General features: G+C 64.3%; 13 protein-coding genes. 5 read left to right on the top strand and 8 right to left on the bottom strand.

Going from position 1 to position 15,068, the window contains the following annotated elements:
- Positions 1-46: 46 nt before the first annotated feature.
- On the bottom strand, positions 47-1,306 hold the full coding sequence (locus tag AB7532_RS17150) for a CaiB/BaiF CoA transferase family protein (RefSeq protein WP_441235947.1): 1,260 nt from the start codon (positions 1,304-1,306) through the stop codon (positions 47-49).
- Between the two features lie 10 nt (positions 1,307-1,316).
- Positions 1,317-2,111, bottom strand: coding sequence for an enoyl-CoA hydratase/isomerase family protein (locus tag AB7532_RS17145; RefSeq protein ID WP_441235946.1), 795 nt, complete (start codon positions 2,109-2,111; stop codon positions 1,317-1,319).
- Between the two features lie 116 nt (positions 2,112-2,227).
- Here AB7532_RS17145 and AB7532_RS17140 point away from each other — a divergent pair, with 116 nt between their 5' ends.
- From AB7532_RS17140 to AB7532_RS17130, 3 genes are all read left to right on the top strand, one after another.
- Positions 2,228-2,893: a GntR family transcriptional regulator gene (locus tag AB7532_RS17140; RefSeq protein ID WP_441235945.1), complete on the top strand. Its 666-nt coding sequence runs from the start codon at positions 2,228-2,230 to the stop codon at positions 2,891-2,893.
- 292 nt (positions 2,894-3,185) lie between these two features.
- A complete protein-coding gene (locus AB7532_RS17135; protein ID WP_441235944.1) occupies positions 3,186-4,157 on the top strand; it encodes an MBL fold metallo-hydrolase in 972 nt (323 codons plus the stop codon).
- A 217-nt stretch (positions 4,158-4,374) separates the two neighbouring features.
- Positions 4,375-4,533: a hypothetical protein gene (locus AB7532_RS17130; RefSeq protein ID WP_441235943.1), complete on the top strand. Its 159-nt coding sequence runs from the start codon at positions 4,375-4,377 to the stop codon at positions 4,531-4,533.
- Between the two features lie 8 nt (positions 4,534-4,541).
- On the opposite strand, the gene AB7532_RS17125 is transcribed toward AB7532_RS17130, so the two are convergent.
- The 3 genes from AB7532_RS17125 to AB7532_RS17115 form a co-directional block, all read right to left on the bottom strand.
- The gene (locus tag AB7532_RS17125) at positions 4,542-5,435 is read right to left on the bottom strand and encodes a LysR family transcriptional regulator (protein ID WP_441235942.1); all 894 of its coding nucleotides are present in this window, start codon (positions 5,433-5,435) and stop codon (positions 4,542-4,544) included.
- Between the two features lie 71 nt (positions 5,436-5,506).
- Positions 5,507-8,650 (bottom strand): efflux RND transporter permease subunit, encoded by a 3,144-nt coding sequence (locus AB7532_RS17120; protein ID WP_441235941.1) that lies wholly within the window; start codon positions 8,648-8,650, stop codon positions 5,507-5,509.
- A gap of 5 nt (positions 8,651-8,655) precedes the next feature.
- Positions 8,656-9,861: an efflux RND transporter periplasmic adaptor subunit gene (locus AB7532_RS17115; RefSeq protein ID WP_441235940.1), complete on the bottom strand. Its 1,206-nt coding sequence runs from the start codon at positions 9,859-9,861 to the stop codon at positions 8,656-8,658.
- A gap of 271 nt (positions 9,862-10,132) precedes the next feature.
- Here AB7532_RS17115 and AB7532_RS17110 point away from each other — a divergent pair, with 271 nt between their 5' ends.
- On the top strand, positions 10,133-10,708 hold the full coding sequence (locus AB7532_RS17110) for a TetR/AcrR family transcriptional regulator (RefSeq protein ID WP_441235939.1): 576 nt from the start codon (positions 10,133-10,135) through the stop codon (positions 10,706-10,708).
- Here the strand turns inward: AB7532_RS17110 and AB7532_RS17105 are convergent.
- Complete coding sequence (locus AB7532_RS17105) at positions 10,696-11,454, bottom strand: sulfite exporter TauE/SafE family protein (RefSeq protein WP_441235938.1); 759 nt, start codon at positions 11,452-11,454, stop codon at positions 10,696-10,698. The genes AB7532_RS17110 and AB7532_RS17105 overlap by 13 nt on opposite strands.
- A gap of 457 nt (positions 11,455-11,911) precedes the next feature.
- Entirely contained in the window at positions 11,912-12,640 is a 729-nt protein-coding gene (locus tag AB7532_RS17100; RefSeq protein ID WP_441239298.1) for a haloacid dehalogenase type II, read from the bottom strand.
- 158 nt (positions 12,641-12,798) lie between these two features.
- Here AB7532_RS17100 and AB7532_RS17095 point away from each other — a divergent pair, with 158 nt between their 5' ends.
- Positions 12,799-13,983 (top strand): hypothetical protein, encoded by a 1,185-nt coding sequence (locus tag AB7532_RS17095; RefSeq protein ID WP_441235937.1) that lies wholly within the window; start codon positions 12,799-12,801, stop codon positions 13,981-13,983.
- Positions 13,984-14,033: 50 nt separating this feature from the next.
- Here the strand turns inward: AB7532_RS17095 and glpX are convergent, their stop codons facing one another.
- Positions 14,034-15,035 carry a class II fructose-bisphosphatase gene (glpX, locus tag AB7532_RS17090; RefSeq protein ID WP_441235936.1) on the bottom strand — a complete coding sequence of 334 codons (1,002 nt, stop codon included), beginning with the start codon at positions 15,033-15,035 and terminating at the stop codon, positions 14,034-14,036.
- Between the last annotated feature and the right edge of the window lie 33 nt (positions 15,036-15,068).

The raw sequence follows: 15,068 nt of genomic DNA, 5'->3' as shown, positions 1-15,068 counted from the left end.
CCTCCAGCTTTTTATGTTTTGTTCTTGTGTTGTATCGACAGTCGGATCAGGCGACGCGTTCCTCGCGTCTTCCTGAAGCCCGGACGATTGCGCCTTCTTTTTCGAGCGCTTCGATCTGCTTCTGGTCGAACCCGTATTCGGCCAGCACTTCGCTCGTATGCTCACCGTAGACCGGCGCGCCTGTCAGCACTTTGCCTGGGGTCTCCGAAAACTTGACGGGAAGCCCGATCGTCTTCACGGGACCGAGCGTGGAATGCTCGACCTCGACGACCATCTCGCGCGCCAGCGTCTGTGGATCGCTGAGCGCCTCCAGCATGTCATGCACGGGTCCGCACGGCACGCCCTTCTCGTCCAGCGCCGCCAGCCAATGCGCCCGCGATTGCGTGCGAAAACGCTCGCTCAGGACGGCTTCGAGCTGCTTCAGGTTCGCCATGCGGTCGGCCCCGCTGACGAACCGTGGATCGGCGGCGAGCTCGCTCGCGCCAAGCGCTTCCAGCATCAAGAGCCAGTGCTTCTTGTTGGCACCGCCGACCACGAGCCAGCCATCGGAGGCTTCGAAGGCCTGATAGGGCGCGTTGAGCGGATGGGCCGAGCCCATCGCGCGCGGCGCGGTGCCCGCGGCCAGCGCGATGGTGGACTGCCAGTAGGTCTGCACCAGCGCGGCCTCGTAGAGCGACGTCTCGACCCATTGCCCCTCGCCGGTCTTGAGGCGGTGTGTGTATGCGGCGAGGATGCCCATGCTGGCGAGCAGGCCGGCGGTGATGTCCGACAGCGGCGGGCCGCATTTCACGGGCGGACCGTCGGGGCGCTCGCCGGTGAAGCTCATGATGCCGCTCATGGCCTGTGCGACGAGGTCGAATCCCCTGCGGTGCTTGTAGGGACCGGTGCGGCCGAAGCCCGACAGCGAGCAGTAGATCAGCGTTGGATGCTGCTTGTGCAGCGCTTCGTAGCCGAAGCCCAGGCGCTCCATGGCGCCCGGCGCAAAATTCTCGACCAGCACGTCGGCGTCCGCGATCAGGCGCCGCAGCACTTGCTTGCCGCCTTCGGTCTTCAGATCAAGCACGATGCCGCGCTTGTTGCGGTTCATCATCAGGAACGAGGCGGCCTCGTCGCCGATCTTCGGCGGTACCGAATGGCGGGTATCATCGCCGTTCGGCGATTTCTCGATCTTGATGACGTCAGCGCCCATGTCGGCCAGCATCAGCGTGCAGGTCGGCCCCGCCATGACATGGGTGAGATCGACGACCTTGAGGCCGGCGAGCGGTCCCGAGCGGCGGGGGCCGGATTGCGATCGATCGCTTTGCATCGGGGGCATCCTATTGGCCGCGCCACTGCGGGGCGCGCTTGTTGAGGAAAGCATCGAGCCCTTCGCGAAAATCCTGGCTCGTGTAGCACATCAGGATGAGGTCTTCGCCCTCGTCGCTCGTCAGACGCCGTTGCAGGCGGGCCACCGCCTGCTTGGTCGCGGTCAAGGTCAGGGGCGCGTGACTGGCCAGCAGACGGGCGACCTCGTCGGCGCGCTTGTCGAGCGCGGCCAGATCCTCGACGACCTCGCCGAGCAGCCCGACGCTGGCGGCTTCCGTGGCGTCAATGAGCCGCGCGGTGAAGATCAGATCCTTGACGCGGGCGGCGCCGATCAGCGCGGTGAGACGGCTGACATTGGACATTGACAGGCAATTGCCGAGGGTGCGGGCGATCGGGAAGCCGATCTTCGCGCTCGTCGTGCCGATGCGCAGGTCGCAGGCCGCGGCGATGCCTGCCCCACCGCCGGTACAGAACCCGTTGATCGCCGCGATGGTCGGCACCCGGCACTGCTCCAGCGTGGTGAGCACGCGGTCGATCCGGTTCTCGTAGTCGATGGCGTCCTGCGGTGTCTTGAATTCGCGGAACTGGTTGATGTCGGTGCCTGAGGCAAAGGCCTTGTCGCCGGCCCCGCGCAGCACCAGCACCTTGACGGAACGATCGTCGTTGGCCTGTTCGCAAATCGCGGCCAGGCGCTCGTACATGGCGAACGTGAAGGCGTTGCGGGCCTGCGGGCGGTTGAAGGTGATCCACCCGATGCCGTCCCTGCATTCAAAAACGAGGTCTTCTGCCCCGGCGGCTTGGTTCATTTCCTCAGTCCTTTTCGTTTTTTGCATTTTTGAATGCAAAAATTTGGATATTCAAGATACAATCTTGGTTCCTTCGCCGATTAATTCAATTTTGAATGCAAAATAGAGATTGACCTATGCTTCACGAAGAGGTCGTCGGCCGCATCCGCGCCATCCTGCTCGACGGCGAGATCACGCCGGGCGCGCGGATTCCCGAGCGCGAGCTGTGCGACCGGCTCCAGATCTCGCGCACGCCGCTGCGCGAGGCACTCAAGGTGCTGGCCGCCGAAGGCCTCGTGCAGCTGCTGCCGCATCGCGGCTCGCGCGCGGCCAAGCTGACCGACAAGGACATGCGCGACCTGTTCGAGGTCTGCCAGGGTCTGGAGGCGCTGGCGGGCGAACTTGCCTGCGAGCGCATCACCGACGCCGAGATCGACGCGATCGCCGCCGCGCATGCGGACATGGTGCGGCATTATCGCGACGGCGATCTGATCCAGTACTATCGCGGCAACCGCGCCATCCACGAAGGCATCGTCGCCGCCGCCGGCAACCCCGCACTGACCGGGCTCTATGCGTCCGTGACCGCGCGCATCCGCCGCGCGCGCTATGTCACGCCGATGACGCCGGAGCGCTGGGCGTTCGCCGTCAGCGAGCACGAGGCGATCCTGAACGCGCTGCAGCGCCGCGATGGCGCCGGCCTCTCGCATATCCTGCGCGCACATCTGCGCCACAAGCGCGAAGAGGTGTTGCAGGCGGGATTCGCCGAAACGGAAGCAAACGACTTGGCATTGCGGATAGCGTGACGCAAAAAGATTCCCGCGGTCCCGTCGCATCGCGCGGCAAGCAGACACAATCGCGACACAATCGTTGATTGCATTGCTGCAACGCTCGGGGGATCGTGCCGACAAGAACGTCGACAACGACGCTTTTGTCGCGCGCCGGAATTGCACGTCCGGATTCCACAGGCCGCGATCGTCCGCGAACCAATTCCACTTGCTAGCTTGTCTGAACCAGAGCAGCATTCCAGCGCTGGCTTCAGGCCGACATAACGCGCGACAAATTCGCGCAGATCAAAAGAAAAAGTGGAGGAAACGAATGACACTCAATGTCTCACGTCGATCCCTGCTCGCGCTTGGCGCAGGACTCGGGGCCAGCACGATGCTCGGCAGCAGTGCGATCGCACGCGCTCCCAAGCTCGGCACGCAGACGCCCTATTGGCATCGCTTTATTCTCGGCGACGCCGAAGTCACCGTCGTCTCGGACGGACCGCTGCCGCTCGGCGATCCCTCCGGCACCTTCACCGGCGTTCCCAAGGAAGACGTGAAGAAGATGCTCGCCGACAATTTTCTGTCGCCTGACAACGTCGTGCTCGAGCAGAACTCGCCGATCGTGAACACCGGCGACAAGCTGATCCTGTTCGACACCGGCATGGGCTCGTCCAAGCTGTTCGGCCCCACCACGGGACGGCAACAGAAGAGCATGACCGAGGCCGGCATCAAGCCGGGCGATATCGATGCGATCGTCTGCTCGCACGCCCATATCGACCATATCGGCGGCATTGTGGACGACGGCGGCAAGCCGCTGTTTCCGAATGCGCAGGTCTACATTTCGCAGGTTGATTTCGACTTCTGGACCGACGAGGGCAAGCTCGGCAGCCCGCTCAAGGATTTCGTGGTTCACGCCCGCAAGAACCTGCTGCCGGTCCGCGACCGCATCGTGTTCTTCAAGGACGGCCAGGAATTCCTGCCCGGCGTTCAGGCGATCTCGGCGCCGGGTCACACCGTCGGCCACTCCATCTTCCTGGTCTCGTCGGCCGGCAAATCGTTCGCCTTCCTCGGCGATCTCTCGCACCATTCGGTGCTGCTGCTGGAGCGGCCGCGGATGGAATTCTCCTACGACAGCGATCCGAAGCAGGCGGCCGAGTCGCGCGTGAAGCTGCTGACGATGCTCGCGGCCAACAAGACGCCTGTCATGTCCTATCACTTCGCCTGGCCGGGCTACGGCCACGTCGCCAAGGCCGGCGAAGGCTTCCACTACTATCCCGAACCGATGCAGATGACATTGTAGACCGTCGAAGCCGTTCGCAAGATCAGGCCCGGGCAGCGCGCGTTGCCCGGGCCTTTTGCTTGCGCCGCATCGTTCGCCAATTTCTGTTTTTCGTTATATCGTCATTATCGATAGTAATCGCTAATATTATTCGTTTGTCAAAATCGTTTCCATGCGTAGCCTGATCCGCAGCGCATCGCCAGCTGCCCGCAGGGCCTGACGCACACCAGGAGCGATCATGACAACGACATCGCAAAGCGAAGAGTCATTCTCCCAACTGCTGCTCCGTTGGGTCACCTATCGGTTTTCAAGAGCGATGGCGGCGATCACGCCGGTGCATTGCGCCAGCGAGATCGCGGCCGCAGCGGCAGCGAGCAACAACCCCTCGGGAGCGTAAGCCGGCCGTCAGCGCCGCTTGCGCGCGCTGCGCGCCGGCGGTTCCGTCACGCGTCTGGTCTGCTCGGCGGCGAGGTCACGCATGATCGCGATTGCGTTCAGGATGTGGTCGTCCGGCTGGTCGGTGGAATAGACCACATAGGCCGGCATCGAGAATTTTGGCGCGCCGGCCACCAGATGCAGGCGCCGCGCCTTCAGCAGCGGCTCGACGATCCGCTGCGCGAAATAGCCGGAGCCGCCATTGGCGAGAACGTGCTGCAATCCGAGCCAGCCGATATTGGCCGAGAGTGCGGGCCCGGCAAAATTCGGAAAGACGGCGCTGTGGCGGGCGTAGAATTCCGGCCCCCAATCGACATAGACGTAGCCGTCCTGCGGCTCCGGCTCGCTTTTGGGACTGGTCGAGACCAGCACGAGCTGCTCCTCGAACAGCAATTCGACCTTGAGGCCGGGGCGGCTTTGCGGCGTGTACATCACGCCGATGTCGATGCGCCCCTCGACCAGCCCCTGCATCAGTTCCGGCTCCAGCGCGCTTTCGGCGCGGATCGAGATCTGCGGATTGGCCTCCTGCATGCGCGGCACCCAGAGCAGCAGAAACTCCTCCCACAGGCCGATGCGGCCGCCGACGACGAGCGCGCCACTAAATCCCTTGGGCACACCGACATCGTGCCGGGCCTGCTCGACGGTGCGCACCAGGGTTGCAGCGTGCCGTTGAAACTGACGACCGGCCGGCGTCAGCGCGGCCCCGGCCTTGTTGCGCACGAACAGCGTGCAGCCGAGCAGCTCTTCGAGGGAGTGGATCCGCGTGCTGACGGTGGACTGGCTGACGTGAAGCCGGTCGGCGGCGGTGATGAAATTGCCGGTGGCAACCACGGTCAGGAATGTACGCGCGAGCTCGGTGTCCACGGGCGCCCCTCACATCGAAATGTTCGATATGAAAGGCGCTCGCATGAAGCATGTCAAACCAGCCGATAGGCCTATTCCGCGGGCTCGGCAAAGGCCGCCGTCTTCGGCACGGCGTCCGTCCGCCGTCCCGGGAAGATACGCTTCACCAGCACGAACAGCGCGGGCACGAAGAAGATGCCCAGCATCGTCGCCGCGATCATGCCGCCGGCCACGCCGATGCCGACCGCGTTCTGGCTGGCGGAGCCCGCCCCGGTCGCCACCGCCAGCGGCAACACGCCAAGGATGAAGGCGAGCGACGTCATCAGGATCGGGCGCAGGCGCTGGCGCGCGGCGTGCAGCGTGGCCTCGACGAGGCCGCGGCCGGAAGCGATCTGCTCCAGCGCGAACTCGACGATCAGGATCGCGTTCTTGGAAGCGAGGCCGATCGTGGTGAGCAGGCCGACCTGGAAATAGACGTCGTTGGCCTGGCTGAACAGCGTGGCGCCGAGCAGCGCGCCGAGCACGCCGATCGGCACTGTCAGCATCACCGCGAACGGCACCGACCAGCTCTCGTAGAGCGCGGCAAGGCTGAGGAAGACGATCAGCAGCGAGATCGAGTACAGATACAGCGTCTGGCTTCCGGTCAGCCGCTCCTGGAACGACAATCCGGTCCATTCGTGGCCGTAGCCCTTCGGCAGCTTGGCCATCTGCTCTTCGACGGCCTGCATGGCAACGCCCGAGCTGATGCCCTGCCCCGCCTGCCCCTGAATCTCGACGGCCGCGACGCCGTTGTAGCGCTCGAGGCGCGGCGAACCATAGCTCCAGCGGTTGGTGGCGAGCGCCGAAAACGGCACCATCGAGCCAGACGCGTTGCGCACGTACCAGCGGCCGATGTCGCTGGTATCCATCCGGAACGGCGCGTCGCTCTGGACATAGACCTGCTTGACGCGGCCGCGGTCGATGAAGTCGTTGACATAGGCGCCGCCCCACGCCGCCGACAGCGTGGTGTTGAGGTCGCTCAGGTTGACGCCGAGTGCGGTGGCCTTGGCCTGGTCGACGTCGAGGTTGAATTGCGGCGTATCGTCCTGGCCGTTCGGCCGCGCCTGCGCCACGCGCTTGTCCGCGGCGAGCTGGCCGAGCAACTGGTTGCGTGCCTGGATCAGCGCCTCGTGCCCTTGCCCGCCGGTATCCTGGAGATAGAGGTCGAAGCCGCCGGCATTGCCGAAGCCGGGGATCGACGGCGGCAGCACCGCGAACACCATGGCGTCGCGGATCTTTGCGAAGGCGCCCATCGCGCGGCCGACCACGGCCTGCGCGGAGGTCGCAGCATTCCTGCGCGCGTCAAACGGCTTCAGGCTGACGAAGGCGAGGCCCACGTTCTGGCCCTGGCCGGCAAAGCTGAAGCCGCTGACCGCGAACACGCCTTCCACGGCGTCCTTCTCGTTGTCGAGATATTGATGCTCGACCTGCTTGATGACCTCGAGCGTCCGCGCCGAGGTCGCGCCGACCGGAAGCTGGATCAAGGTCATGATCGTACCCTGGTCCTCCTCGGGCAGGAACGAGCTCGGCAGCTTCTGGAACAGAATAACCATGCAGGCGACGATCGCCGCGAAGGCGATCATCACACCCGCAATCCGCTTGATCGCAGCGGCAGCGCCGCGCTGATAGCCGTCGGCCATGCGGTCGAAGCCACGGTTGAACAGGCCGAAGAGACCGCGCTGCGTGCCGTGATGTTTCGGCGGCCTCAGGATCGTGGCGCACAAGGCCGGCGTCAGCACCAGCGCCACCAGCACGGAGAGCAGCATCGCCGTGACGATGGTCAGCGCGAACTGCCGGTAGATGATGCCGACCGAGCCGTTGAAGAACGCCATGGGGATGAACACGGCCGACAACACGACGCCGATCCCGACCAGCGCGCCGGTGATCTCGCGCATGGATTTCTCGGTCGCCTCGCGCGGGCCGAGATGCTCTTCGGTCATCACGCGCTCGACGTTCTCGACGACGACGATGGCGTCGTCGACCAGCAGGCCGATCGCCAGCACCATCGCGAACATGGTCAGCGTGTTGATCGAATAGCCCGCAAGCGAGAGCACGCCGAAGGTTCCGAGCAGCACCACGGGGACCGCAATGGTCGGAATGATGGTGGCCCGCCAGCTCTGCAGGAACACGTACATCACGACGAAGACGAGCGCGATCGCCTCGAACAGCGTGTGGATCACCTTCTCGATCGATAGTTTGACGAACGGCGTGGTGTCGTAGGGATAGATGACGCGCAGCCCCTCCGGCATGGTGGCGCTGAGCTGTGCGATGCGCGTCTCCACGGCTTCCGATGTCGCAACCGCATTGGCGCCGGTGGCAAGGCTGATGCCCATTCCCGAAGCCGGTTTGCCGTTGTAGCGCGCCGTGGAATCATACGACTTCGAGCCGAGCTCGACGCGCGCGACGTCGCCGATGCGCACCGCCTGGCCGGATGACGCCGTGCGCAGGATGATGTCCTTGAACTGCTCGACGGTCCGGAGGCGGCTCTGCGAGGTGATGGTGGCGTTGAGCTGCTGGCCGCCGACGGACGGCAGGCCGCCGAGCTGTCCGGCCGTGACCTGCGTGTTCTGGGCCTGGATCGCTGTCGTGACGTCGCCCGGCATCAGATTATATTTGGCGAGCTTGTCCGGATCGAGCCAGATCCGCATGGCGTATTCGGAGCCGAACAGCTGCACCTGGCCGACGCCGGCGACGCGGCTGATCGGGTCGTTGATGGAGGATGCCACATAATCGGCGATGTCGCTGGCGCTGAGCCGGCCGTCCTCGGAGACGAAGCCGAGCACCATCAGGAAGCTCGACGACGACTTCACCACCTTGATGCCCTGCTGCTGCACCACCTGCGGCAGCAGCGGCGTCGCGAGCTGGAGCTTGTTCTGCACCTGCACCTGGGCGATGTCGGCATCGGCCTCGTTGGTGAAGGTCAGCGAGATCTGCACGACGCCGGTCGAGGTGCTCGACGACGACATGTACTGGAGATAGTCGAGGCCGGTCATGTTCTGCTCGATGACCTTGGTTACCGAGTTCTCCGCCGTCTCGGCGTTGGCGCCGGGATAGGTCGCCGTGATCGTGACCACGGTCGGCGCGATCTGCGGGTATTGCGCGATCGGCAGCCGCATGATCGCGAGCACGCCACCCAGCATGATCAGGATGGCGATGACCCAGGCGAAGATCGGCCGTTTGATGAAGAAATGCGACATGACGATTACTGCTCGGTTGTCGTGGCTGCGGGCCGTGCATCGGCCTGCCGCGTCGGGTTCACCGTAAGGCCGGTCGCCGGATCGACCGCGACCTCGACGGTCTTCACAGCCGTGCCAGGCCGCGCCTTCTGCGTTCCCTCGACGACCATGCGGTCGCCGGATTTGGCGCCTGACAGCACCAGCCAGTTGCCGTCGATCTCCTCGCCGAGATCGAGCGTGCGCTGCTCGATCTTGTCGTCCTTGCCGACGAACATCGCCACCGCCTGCCCCAGCGGATTGCGCGACACCGCGCGCTGCGGCACCAGGATCGCGGCCGGGTCGACGCCGGCGACGACGCGCGCACGGACATACATGCCCGGCAGCAGCGCACGCTCGGGGTTGGCAAAGATCGCGCGCGATGAGACCGAGCCGGTGCTCTCGTTGACGCTCGCATCGGTGAAGCCGTACTTGCCCTTGTGGCCGTAGGCCTTGCCGCTCTCCATCAGGAGCTCGACCTGCACGCCCTCGGCCGGACGCTTGAGCTTTCCGCTCGCGATCTGGCCGCGCAGCCGCTCCATCTCGGAGGTCGACTGGTCGAGATCGACGTAAACGGGATCGAGCTGCTGGACCGTCGTCATCGCGGTCGCCTGGCTCGCGGTCACGAGCGCGCCGGGCGTGATGGTCGACTTGCCGATCCGGCCCGAGATCGACGCGGTGACCTTGGTGCGGTCCAGCGAGATCGCGGCAGTGTCTCGGTTGGCCTGCGCGGCCTTCACATCGGCCTCGCCCTGCTTGTAGGCGGCGACCGCATCGTCGACGTCCTGCTGGCTGGCGGCATTGGTCTGGAGCAGCTGGGTCTTGCGGCCCGCCTTCAGCTTGACGCTGACCAGCGTTGCCTCCGCCCGCTGCACGGCCGCCTCGGCGCTGGCGAGAGCCGCGTTGTACTGCACCGGATCGATCTCATAGAGCAAGTCTCCTGCCTTGACCTCGGCGCCTTCGACGAAGTCGCGCTTGAGCAGGATGCCGGTGACCTGCGGCCGGACCTCGGAGGTCTGGTAGGCGACGACGCGACCCGGCAGAACGGTCGAAACCTTGGCCTCCTGCGGCTTCAACGTGACGATGCCGACCTCCGGTACCGCTCGCTGTGCGACCGGAGCTCCGCCCTGCTCACCGCAGGCTGCGAGCGACAACAAGGCAAGTAACGAGACGGCGCGGACGATCGGGGGACGCATGATGTCGATCCATGTGATGGCGTTGCGGACCGGCCTCGAGGCGAGATCACGGCAACGGAAACATTCGGAAACTCTTCGGTTTCCATCGGGAAACTTGGTAGTTTCCTTTCCCCAAGTCAAGTGCTAGGCTTGCTTCAGATTTCCGTTCAAGCAGTCGTGAAGCGGCTCACATCTGGCGGCAGTTATGGCAAAAGCGTCGATCAGTCGCGGGCGCCCCACGGGCAATTCCTCCCCGCAGCAAACCATTGACCTTCCCGCTCCTGATGCGCGCATGTCGCATTTGCTGACGGCGGCGAAGGACACGTTCACCAGCAAGGGCTTTGCCGCGACGAAGATGGACGACATCGCGGGCGCCGCAGGCATGTCCAAGAAGACGCTCTACAAGCTGTTCGAGAGCAAGACAGATCTGTTTCGCGCCATGCTGTTGCGCAGTCTCCCGGCGGTCCATTTCGCGGACGTGTCCTTCGAAGGACCGCCTTCAACCCGGCTGCGGCATGCATTGCGGAAGATTGCCGACGTCGCGCTGGCACCCGGCGAGATCGCGCTGCATCGCCTGATCATCGGCGAAAGCCGGGCCTCGCCTGGCCTCGGCCGCATGTTCGCCGAGGTGATTCTGGAGAACGGCACGGACGACGTCGCCGATCTGCTCAGGGCGGTTCGCCTCGAGCCGCGCCTCGAAGGACTGCCGCTGCGGCTCGTCTCCGAGATGCTGCTCGGCATGGTGTTCAGCCACGATCATTTCAGGCTGTTGACCGACGACGGCTTCAAGCTCAACCGCCGTGCGCTGGACAAGCGGATCGATCTGGCGATCGCGATGTTCTGTGCGCCCGAGGATCAGGCGAGATAACCGGATACGCCGTCCCACAGCAGCTTGAGCGCCGTGACGACCAGCAATCCGTAACAGGCCCGATAGATCTGCTGCTGGTCCAGTCTTCCGTGCAGCCGCCAGCCGAGCCAGACGCCGCTGGGGATAGCCAGGAGGCAAGCCGCCATCACGATCCAGACGTTACCGGCCGGCCGCACCAGCAGCAGCCGCGGCACCGCCTTGGTCGCATTACCGACGGTGAAGAACAGGCTGGTGGTGCCGGCATAGACTTCCTTGCTGAGACCGAGCGGCAGCATATACATCGCGAGCGGCGGCCCGCCGGAATGCGCAACCATCGTCGTGACGCCCGATGCGAGACCGGCCGCGACCGCCTTGGGCGTCGAGCGCGGACGAATGATCTGCTTCGGATCGCCGAAGAACCACAGGCCGACGAAGATCAGGGTGACGACCGCCATCACGATCGCGACGGCGCGATGGTCCAGCACGCGAAACAGGAGATAGCCGAGGCCGATGCCGATCACGAGTCCGGGCAACAGCAGCACGAGGTCCGGCTTCGACCAGGTCGAGGGCTTCCAGTAGCGCAGCGCGAACAGGTCCATCGCAATGAACAGTGGCGCGAGCAGCCCGCCGGCCGTCACCGGGTCCATCACGAACGACAATAGCGGGATGCCGACGATGGAGAAGCCGCCGCCGAACGCGCCCTTCATGAAGCAGATCAGGAACACGCCGGCGAAGGCGATGAGGATAGTGGTGACGGTGACTTCCATCCCGGCGTCTCCGAGTCCTTCACCTCAAGTCCCTCACCTCAAATCCGTCTTGGGCGTCCGGATAGCGCCATCGCTCCGCCTACGACCTCGGACTCCCTCCGTCCTTGGTCTGGAAAAACAGACCGGGCAGCACCGAGGGCAGTCCAAAGGTCAGTCCGAGGAATGCCAGAAACAGATCGAGATAACTGAGGGGCAATGTCGTCACTCTGTCGGCACCGAGCGCACCGGTGCAATTTGCTCTTTGCCCGGAATATGATCCGATCCATTATTCGGTACAATAGGAACATTGCACTCGGTACAATCTAGCCGGCACGCTCGACCGCACCCCCGCCGCGAGGCGGAGCGAGGACACGGTCTTGCGGCTGGACGCGTACGTGACAGCCACCGCCGCGCGCAGGCGCGATTATTCGACCTGGTGGTCGTGCTGGCAGCCAATCTGTGCGGGGGAGCTACGGTGCTAGCAGCCGAGCTTGGCGGCGACGCCGCCAAAATCCTTGGCGACGATGTCCCAGTTGCCCGTCGCCTCGAAATCGACCTTCTGAAGCGGCCCGTATTCCGTCGGCCGTGCCACGAACGCCGTCTTCAGGCCGTTCTTCTGCGCGGCAGCCAGATCGCCGTTGTGGGCGGCGACCATCATCACCTGCTCCGGCTTCAAGCACAGCAGCTTTGCCGCGCCGAGATAGGTCTCGGGATCGGGCTTGTAGTGCTCGAACAGTTCGGCCGACATGATGAGATCCCACGGGAGCCCGGCGAACTTCGCCATGTTGGTGAGCAGCGCAACGTTGCCGTTCGACAGCGGCGAGATCACGAATTTCGTCTTCAGGCGCGTCAAGCCGGCAACGCTGTCGGGCCAGGGATTGAGGCGATGCCAGCCCTTGGTGAGATGATCGAGATCGGCGTCAGTGAGGCCCTTGATCTCGAATTGCGCGACCAGCTTCTCCAGCGAACGGCGATGCAGGTCGTCGAGCATGACGTAACCGCGCGCAGGGTTTTTGCGCACGTCGTCCATCGAGGCCATGTACATGCCACGCCAGCCGTCGACGAGCGCAGTCCAGTCAGCGCTGATGCCGCGGCCCTTCCCCCACCACATGAAGTCGGTGATCAGGCTGGTGCGCCAGTCCACGACGGTGCCGAACACGTCGAACACGAGGGCTTTGACGGCGGAGAGATCGGGTGTTGTTGCCATCATTTTTCTCCGCGCGTTCTTCTCCGCTCTCAGGCGGCTTCAATCGAGGCGTGGTTTTAAAGCACGATCCAGCACGTACAACAATAGCGCTAGCCGGACTGGCCAAACACGCCAGAGATGAGCAAGATGGCTTGCCTCAACCCTCCGGAGTGCGCGCGATGGCCAACCCTGCGTTCGTGATGCTTGAGGAGGCCCTGCTTCCCGACGAAACGGTTCTCATCGATACCTTGCGACGCCGTCATCCCGGGCACAGGTGGGAGTCAACGGGCGCTCTGGCACTCACGGTGGCAAATGGCGCGATGTCCATTCGCGCGGACAATCATCTCGTCGCCCTCGCTTTGATGCCCGTGCCGTTGCCGTACGATCAACGGCTGTGGCAGCAGGCCTCCGCGGTATGGCCGGAGGCTTTCGATTCAGTGGGGCGGCACCGTGCTCACCTGATCGTCTCGACCTTGGGCTCCGCTATCGTGGGTGCGGAACCGGCGAGCGTGATCGAGAGCGCTCGCCTCACCACTGCCGTCGTGGGCAGCCTGATCGAAGCCCAGCGCGGCATTCTCGGCGTTGCCTGGAGCGGACGAGTCGGACGCTCCCCCGAAATGTGGATCGAGCAGTCACTCCGTGCGTTCGAACCGTTTCCGGATCATCCATTCGGACTCTGGATGGAGATTGTTCACTACGTGAGCGGCAAGACGATTGGCGCCTATACGGTCGGGCTTTCCGCATTCATCGGGCGCGAGATCGAATTCGAGGTGGACGGGCTCGACCAGCGCGGCGTCACCGTTCGTGTTGCCAACGCTTCGTCCTACCTGATCGCAAATGGCCTCGACAAAAACGTCGAGAGCGGCACAATGTATGATGACGACGACAAGAACGTCGGCCGCGTTGCGGTTCTCCACCGCAACTCGCGCTTCGGCATAGGGCCGGTTGTTTCGTTCATCTCTCTTCATGATCGGGTTGGACGGCTCAAGACCTACCCGATCATTCCCGCGTCCATCAGCCGAAATCATCCGCTGCTGGTCATGTTGGGCAAGGTCGGGCTTTTCGACCCAGCGAAGCCTGAAAACCTGATCCAGTTGCGGCCTGACCACTACGTTTCGGAAGTTCGCATGGAAAGTTTCGATGAAAGCCTTGCGAATGCCCTGTCGCAAATGATTGCAGGGGACGGTTACGTCGAGGCAGACACCAACGCGCGCCGCGCGCTCGCGAACGGGGACATCCCGGCGGCCAAGTCGTTTCTCTTGCCGTGGGCCGAAGACGTCGGTCTGCTCCAGTCGGCGTCAAAACTGGCTTTGACCTTGTGCGACGCCTACATGCTCATGCCCGCGCCACCACGCAGTCCGTAGCCGGCGCCCGACGGATATCCACGATCAATCCGTCGAGGGCCAGCCGCGTCTTAGTCCAAATGGAACTTCGCGAGTTCGCGGTGTTCGGCCTTGATGTAGCGCACGGTGCCCGTGACGGAGCGCATCACCACCGTCTCGGTCTCGATCACGCCGTCCTTGCGGAATTTGACGCCCGAGAGCAGCGAGCCCGTGGTGACGCCGGTGGCGGCGAACAGGCAGTCGCCGCGCGCCATGTCCTCGATGCCGTAGATCATCTTGGGATCGTTGACGCCCATCTTGGCGGCGCGCTCGATCTTCTCGCCGGAATCGAGGATCAGGCGGCACTGCATCTGGCCGCCGATGCAACGCAGCGCCACGGCCGCGAGCACGCCTTCCGGCGCGCCGCCCGTGCCGAGATACATGTCGACGCCGGTGTTGTCGGGGTCCGCGCAGTGGATCACGCCGGCAACGTCGCCGTCGGTGATCAGGCGCACGGCAGCGCCCGTGGAGCGTACGCTCTCGATGATGCTGGCGTGGCGCGGACGGTCGAGCACGAGCACGGTGATGCCATCGGGCTTGACGCCCTTGGCCTTGGCGAGACGGCGGACGTTGTCGGCCGGGCTCGCGTCGAGATCGACGACACCCTTGTCGTAGCCGGGTCCGATCGCGAGCTTCTGCATGTAGACGTCGGGTGCGTGCAGCAGCGTACCGCCGTCGGCCATCGCCATGGTGGCGATCGAGCCGGGCATGTTCTTGGCGCACAGCGTGGTGCCTTCGAGGGGGTCGACCGCGATATCGACTTCCGGACCGGTGTTCATGCCGACCTTCTCGCCAATGAAGAGCATCGGCGCCTCGTCGCGCTCGCCCTCGCCGATCACGATGGTGCCCTGGATCGGCAGCTTGTTGAGCTCGCGGCGCATCGCGTCGACGGCGGCCTGGTCGGCGGGCTTCTCCTGCCCGTGCCCGCGCAGCCGCGCCGACGATACTGCCGCCCGCTCCGTCACGCGCACGATCTCCAGCGTGAGAATGCGCTCGAGCAATGCTTGCGGCGGCACTGAAATATGGGTCGACATCGGCTAACTCCTTCGAAACAGTTTTGGACAGAG

The sequence above is a fragment of the Bradyrhizobium sp. 930_D9_N1_4 genome (assembly GCF_052076015.1).
Classification (GTDB): Bacteria; Pseudomonadota; Alphaproteobacteria; order Rhizobiales; family Xanthobacteraceae; genus Bradyrhizobium.
Note: the sequence above shows the minus strand (reverse complement) of the source record. Positions and strands in the feature narration are given on the sequence as shown.

What these genes read in the sequence shown, in the direction of transcription:
- AB7532_RS17150 (WP_441235947.1), bottom strand. Translation starts at nt 1,306, where the DNA reads ATGCAAAGCGATCGATCGCAATCCGGCCCCCGCCGCTCGGGACCGCTC.
- AB7532_RS17145 (WP_441235946.1), bottom strand. Translation starts at nt 2,111, where the DNA reads ATGAACCAAGCCGCCGGGGCAGAAGACCTCGTTTTTGAATGCAGGGAC.
- AB7532_RS17140 (WP_441235945.1), top strand. Translation starts at nt 2,228, where the DNA reads ATGCTTCACGAAGAGGTCGTCGGCCGCATCCGCGCCATCCTGCTCGAC.
- AB7532_RS17135 (WP_441235944.1), top strand. Translation starts at nt 3,186, where the DNA reads ATGACACTCAATGTCTCACGTCGATCCCTGCTCGCGCTTGGCGCAGGA.
- AB7532_RS17130 (WP_441235943.1), top strand. Translation starts at nt 4,375, where the DNA reads ATGACAACGACATCGCAAAGCGAAGAGTCATTCTCCCAACTGCTGCTC.
- AB7532_RS17120 (WP_441235941.1), bottom strand. Translation starts at nt 8,650, where the DNA reads ATGTCGCATTTCTTCATCAAACGGCCGATCTTCGCCTGGGTCATCGCC.
- AB7532_RS17115 (WP_441235940.1), bottom strand. Translation starts at nt 9,861, where the DNA reads ATGCGTCCCCCGATCGTCCGCGCCGTCTCGTTACTTGCCTTGTTGTCG.
- AB7532_RS17110 (WP_441235939.1), top strand. Translation starts at nt 10,133, where the DNA reads ATGTCGCATTTGCTGACGGCGGCGAAGGACACGTTCACCAGCAAGGGC.
- AB7532_RS17105 (WP_441235938.1), bottom strand. Translation starts at nt 11,454, where the DNA reads ATGGAAGTCACCGTCACCACTATCCTCATCGCCTTCGCCGGCGTGTTC.
- AB7532_RS17100 (WP_441239298.1), bottom strand. Translation starts at nt 12,640, where the DNA reads ATGGCAACAACACCCGATCTCTCCGCCGTCAAAGCCCTCGTGTTCGAC.
- AB7532_RS17095 (WP_441235937.1), top strand. Translation starts at nt 12,799, where the DNA reads ATGGCCAACCCTGCGTTCGTGATGCTTGAGGAGGCCCTGCTTCCCGAC.
- glpX (WP_441235936.1), bottom strand. Translation starts at nt 15,035, where the DNA reads ATGTCGACCCATATTTCAGTGCCGCCGCAAGCATTGCTCGAGCGCATT.